Source organism: Armatimonas sp. (assembly GCF_043760365.1).
Lineage (GTDB): Bacteria > Armatimonadota > Armatimonadia > Armatimonadales > Armatimonadaceae > Armatimonas.
In genome coordinates this window covers 1-5,292 of sequence record NZ_JAYUPA010000323.1, presented here as the reverse complement: position 1 = coordinate 5,292, position 5,292 = coordinate 1, and the positions used below count along the sequence as shown (strand labels likewise).

Sequence of the window (5,292 nt, the reverse complement as noted above, 5' to 3'; positions counted from 1 at the left end):
TTGCTAAAGAGCGGCGTGAGAAGCAGCGCAATGGCGGCACCTCGAAGCGCGAGCTCAACCCGCGCTACGGGGCACTTATAGATGAGGCAAGCCAGTCTCGACTCACGGCGAAGACGGCAAAGCTAGAGATCACGGACCTGACGGCGCAGCTTGCGATGGAGAATCAAAAGCTACGCAATCTCCCTGCACTTCAGAAAGCGATGGAGAACCTTGATCTCAAGGTGAACCAGGAGCAGAACCACCGTGGAAAGCTGAGCGATGCCTACACCAGTGCGGAGCAGCAGGCCAGTATGGAGAAGAAAGAAGCGAGCCAGACCCTCAAGACGGTCGGTGAGGTCTACGCTGTCAGCCTCGCGGGTCCGAAAAAGCGCATCACCCTCGGGCTAGTGAGCCTGATTCTGGGCGCGATTGTTGCGGCTCTCATGGTGGCACTACGCGAGTGGTCTGACCCCACTATTCGCTACGAGACGGATATCGAGCAAGCCCTAGATATCCCCGTTTTGACTGGCCTGCCCGAGACCCGTGCGGTCTTATCAGGCAAGAGTGTCGGCGGCAAGCCACGGCGGCGCGGTGCGCCCAAGGGCCTGCTCTCGCCCCACGATAGCTAGGGAACTGAGCTAAGGAAAACACACGTGATTACCCGAAACCCGGAAACAAACCATCTTCACACTGAGGAGCACCTGGATACCACATCGCTGGATCGGATCTCCTCCACACCCGCCGTGACCCTTGTCCCTGCGGAGGCACTCCGACGCGTCCATATCGCCATCGAGCGCTCGGATGCGGACTTTGCACAGCTTCACGCAGCCATGGAGTGGCAGCTCGCCGAGGGCACCAATGCCAGTCACTGGGATCAGGCCGCCGAGCACCTCGACGATCCGATGCTAGATGCGGACAGTGTCTTTGGGATCACGAGTGCGGTTCCTGGCGAGGGAAAGACCACCGTCGCCATGCACCTGGCTTTCAGTATTGCTCGCAACACGGGGCGCAAGATCTGCCTGATTGACTTCGGGCTGGGCGACAACGAGATCTGCCGCCGGATGGGCATCCGCACCGAAAAAGGGATCGTGGATGTTCTGGAGGGCCGCGACTATATTATCCGAACGCTCCAGCTCTCCGACTGTGGCGATCTTGCGGTCATGCCTGCGGGCAGGCTGCCTCGCAACCCCAACAAGGCCGCCCGATCCCCGGCTGTCACCGAGGTCATTGCCGCCGTCCGCGAGATCTACGACACCGTGATCGTGGATCTGCCTGCGGTCTCGACCGGCAATGCACTTCCCATTGCGGAGCACCTGGATAAAGTCATGTTGGTGGTCTGTGCGGGGGCGACTCCGAAAGATGTCGTGCAGCAGGCCGTGGATCGCCTGGGGCGCCGTCGGGTGCTGGGAGTTGTCCTCAACCGCATGAAGTCATCTGTACCCACGAAGATCCAGCAGTTCTTCCGGAAGGTTGCTTAGGAACTCTTGATGAGTGAGCTGTATTCGGCGTTTACGTACACGTGCTTGACTGTCTGGATGGTGCTTGGCACCGCCACTCTGGGCAGCAGTTGCTACCTGGCGGGTCTGATGGCGCGTGCGGCACTCCGCCGTAAACCCGTGCAGGCGGTTACCTGGGGGCAGCATCCGCCCAAGCTGATCGTGGTCATCCCCGCGCATAATGAGGAGCTGGTGATCCAGCCCACCCTCGCGAGTCTGTGTGTGCAGAGCTATCCTCGTGAGAGCTTTGAGCTGGTTGTGATCGCCGATAACTGCTCCGATACGACCGCTGCTCTGGCACGCGAGTGTGGTGCGACGGTGCTAGAGCGCCTGGATCTGGAGCGCCGTGGGAAGGGCTATGCGCTGGAGTGGGGGATCGCGCAGCTCTGGGATCGCGTCGAAAAGCCGGATGCTGTGGTGGTGGTGGATGCGGATACCAAGGCCGCCCCGGACTTTCTTGAGATACTGACAAGGGAGCTCTTTGTGGGCATCGCCCCGGAGGACTGGGCAACACACGCACGGGTACTTCAGGGCCGCTACGGTGTCCTCAATGGCGGAGAGTCGTGGCGTGCCGCTCTGATGGAGGGCGCTTTTGAGCTGGTCAACCATGTTAAGCCTCTGGGGCGCAGTGTTCAGGGGTTTACGGTCGGGCTCAAGGGAAATGGCATGGGCTTCACCCGCGCTGTTCTTGAAGCGGTCCCTTGGAGTGGCAATAGCATCACGGAGGACATTGACTACGGCCTGGATCTGCTTCTGGAGAAGGGCATTATCGTGGGCTACGCTCCCGAGGCGCTGGTTCGCGCCCAGATGCCCAATACCAGTCAGCAGGCAGCCTCACAGCGGGCACGCTGGGAGCGGGGCCGCTACCGTCTGCTGGGGGAGCGGGCCCCCCAGCTCTTTTGGGCCGGGATGAAACGGGGCGACTCACGGCTTGTAGATGCCGGGCTAGACCTGGTGGTTCCGCCACTTGCCGAGCTTGCAGCGTTCCATGCGGCCTGGCTGGGGCTGACGGCTCTCTGCTTCAACATGGGGGTACTGATCCCCGTTTGGACCCTGCTGGTGCCGCTCTCCCTAGTGCTCTACGCGGCCTATATCTTCGGGGGGCTCCGGGTTGCCGGGGCACGTCGTGAGGTCTACAGTGCCCTGATTCGGGCTCCCTTCTACGCACTCTGGAAGTTTGCGCTCTACGCTCTGGTACGGCTTAAAAGAGGCAAGGCGAAGGGCAATGAGCCGCTGGAGTGGGTTCGGACGGAGCGAAGCCCGATGGCGGATGAGCCTAAGCGCCCCCTAGAGGATGCCGCATGAATATGGTCATTGGAATCGTCTTTATGACGGTTCTTATGGGGATATTTGTGCCCCGCTGGCAGCTGAAACACACAGTGCTGCTGGGGGGATGGGTTGTCTTGATGGTGCTGGTTTTCTATTCGAAAAGTAAGTAGAAGAGAATGATGTTAACTATGTCTGCAAATCCTGTGAAAGAACTAAGTGAGGATGAGAGGCGCCGCCGTGCCCAGATACGCGCGGGCCGTCGCCGTCGAGAAGCCGATCAGAAGAAGCGCCTTCGTAAAGAGCGTATTCTCTTCGCCCTCCTGGGGAGCGTGGGCAGTGTTGCTCTATTTGCAGGAGTCTGGGGTGTCAAGAAAGTGCGCGAGAGCGGGGGGCTGCGAGAAGCCGCAAAGGGCCTGGTCAAGAGCATCGCCGTCACAACCGGAGTCGGGCCGAAGGGGATGGTTCCCGTGCCTCCCACCGAGCGCGCCGACGAGCCGATTGTGGTCTACAGAGATGGCACCGGCGAGGGCTGGGATGACTGGTCCTGGGCGACTCATGAGAAAGCATCGGCGGCGATGGCGGCCAATGGCATCAATGGGATCGCGATGACTCTGAAGGGTAGCGACGGAGTCTACTTCCACCACACTGCCTTCCCCGCCGATGGCTACGGGGCGCTGGAGTTTCTCTTCAAGGGGGCTTCCGAGACGGTCATGGCGACGGTTTTCGATGAGTTTGGCAAGCCGCGCCGCCAGCTCACACTCACGAGCTATGTGGTGAACGGGGTCGCGGGGCTCAAGCCCGGCTGGCAGAAGATCTCCGTGCCCCTCAAGGCACTGGGCGTCGGCTGGGGCGATAAACTCAGTGGTGTGGTTCTCCAGTGCGCCGTTCCCACCGCGACCGGTGAGGTGGGCTTCGATGATATTTTTCTGATGCCCGATACCAGCTTGCCCGCAGCGCCTAAGTCGTACAACATTCCTGTTAGTGTGGATGCTCAGGCGGGGAAGCATCCGATCAGCAAGTATATTTACGGGGTGGCGCATGCGAGCAAGCAGGAGCTTGAGTCGCTGGGAGCGACCATCAACCGCTGGGGGGGCAACCCTAACTCCCGCCACAACTGGGTCAGTAACTTCTGGAACTCGGGGAGCGACTGGGAGTTTCGTAGCCACGCGGGCGATAAACCCCACACGACGCCCGGAGGGGGCGCCGATGAGTTTATTAAAAACAACCGGGAGCTAGGCATTGACAGCTACATGAGTGTCCCCACTCTGGGCTGGGTGGCGCGCAGTGGCGACATTCAGGTGAAGTCCGACAATGTGCCCTGGAAAACCGGCCCAGGTATCTCTGGCTGCGACGGGCCTATCGCGGGCTACGATCCCACGGAGAATCGCAAGCGCACCAGTGTACGGTCCGTGGCACGTAAAGGCCGAGGCTTTGAGCTGAGTCCTAAGCCGGGGGAGACGGTCTACCAGGATGAGTGGGTCAACCATCTGGTCAAGACCCACGGAAACAGTGTCGGCAGCGGAGTCAAGTTCTACGCGATGGACAATGAACCCGATCTGTGGTCCTTCACGCACCGGGATGTGCACCCAGCGCAAATGGGCTACGATGACATGCTCAAGAACTTCACGGAGTATGCCACGGCGGTCAAAGACGTTGACCGAGGGGCGCTGGTGGCGGGGCCTACTGTCTCGGGCTGGACAAGCTTCTTCTACTCCGCACTAGACCGAGGCGGCGATGACTTCCGCACGTCAGAGGATCGCCGCGCTCACGATGACATGCCCTTTATTCCCTGGTTCCTGAAACAGACCCAGGCGCAGGACGCCAAGCGCGGCAAGCGAACCCTGGATGTGCTGGACATCCACTACTACCCGCAGGCGGAGAATGTCTATAGCGATGCCCGAGATCCTGCGATGCGTGCCCTCCGAATCCGCTCGGTGCGTAGCCTCTGGGATAAGACCTACCGGGACGAGTCCTGGATCGCCAATACAGGCGACGGCCCGGAGGTGAAGCTCATTCCCCGGATGAAAGACTGGATCGCGCAGTGCTACCCAGGGACGAAGCTCGCCATTGGGGAGTGGAGCTTCGGGGCCGAGGGCGATATCAGCGGCGGGCTGGCTGCTGCGGAGGCACTGGGGGTCTTTGGCCGTGAGGGAGTGGATCTGGCATTCTTCTGGACCCGGCCCAAGCCGCTCACCCCGGCTGCCGCCGCATTTCAGCTCTTTTGCCGACCCGCACCGGGCGTCGCAGGCTTTGGCGATACCGCCTGCGAAAGCACCTCCACCAACAACGAGCGCCTGGCGGTGTTCTCCGCAATAGACAGCAAGACGGGCGCACTCACCCTTGTGCTCATCAACAAAACCCCCAAGGCGAGCATTACGGTGCCGCTCAGTATCAAGGGGCATGCAGGGGAATCGGCAAAGCTCTGGCGCTTCTCGGCGGAGAAGGCCAACCAGGTCACGGCGCTGGCGGGAGCCACGCTGAGTGCGGGGCAGGTGAGCCTGAGCCTTCCTCCGTACTCCGCCACACTTGTACGGATCGGGGGCAAGTA

The 5,292-nt window shown here is 61.0% G+C and carries 3 protein-coding genes and 1 pseudogene; all 4 read left to right on the top strand.

Annotation, left to right across the window (positions count from 1 at the left end):
• Positions 1-608: pseudogene (locus ACH2EH_RS07790) on the top strand (hypothetical protein); the annotation flags it as partial.
• Between the two features lie 24 nt (positions 609-632).
• On the top strand, positions 633-1,457 hold the full coding sequence (locus ACH2EH_RS07785; protein WP_395140503.1) for a CpsD/CapB family tyrosine-protein kinase: 825 nt from the start codon (positions 633-635) through the stop codon (positions 1,455-1,457).
• A 9-nt stretch (positions 1,458-1,466) separates the two neighbouring features.
• Positions 1,467-2,780, top strand: coding sequence for a glycosyltransferase family 2 protein (locus tag ACH2EH_RS07780; RefSeq protein WP_395140502.1), 1,314 nt, complete (start codon positions 1,467-1,469; stop codon positions 2,778-2,780).
• A gap of 152 nt (positions 2,781-2,932) precedes the next feature.
• Positions 2,933-5,292: glycoside hydrolase family 44 protein (locus ACH2EH_RS07775; RefSeq protein WP_395140500.1), on the top strand; the 2,360-nt coding region annotated here is incomplete at its 3' end.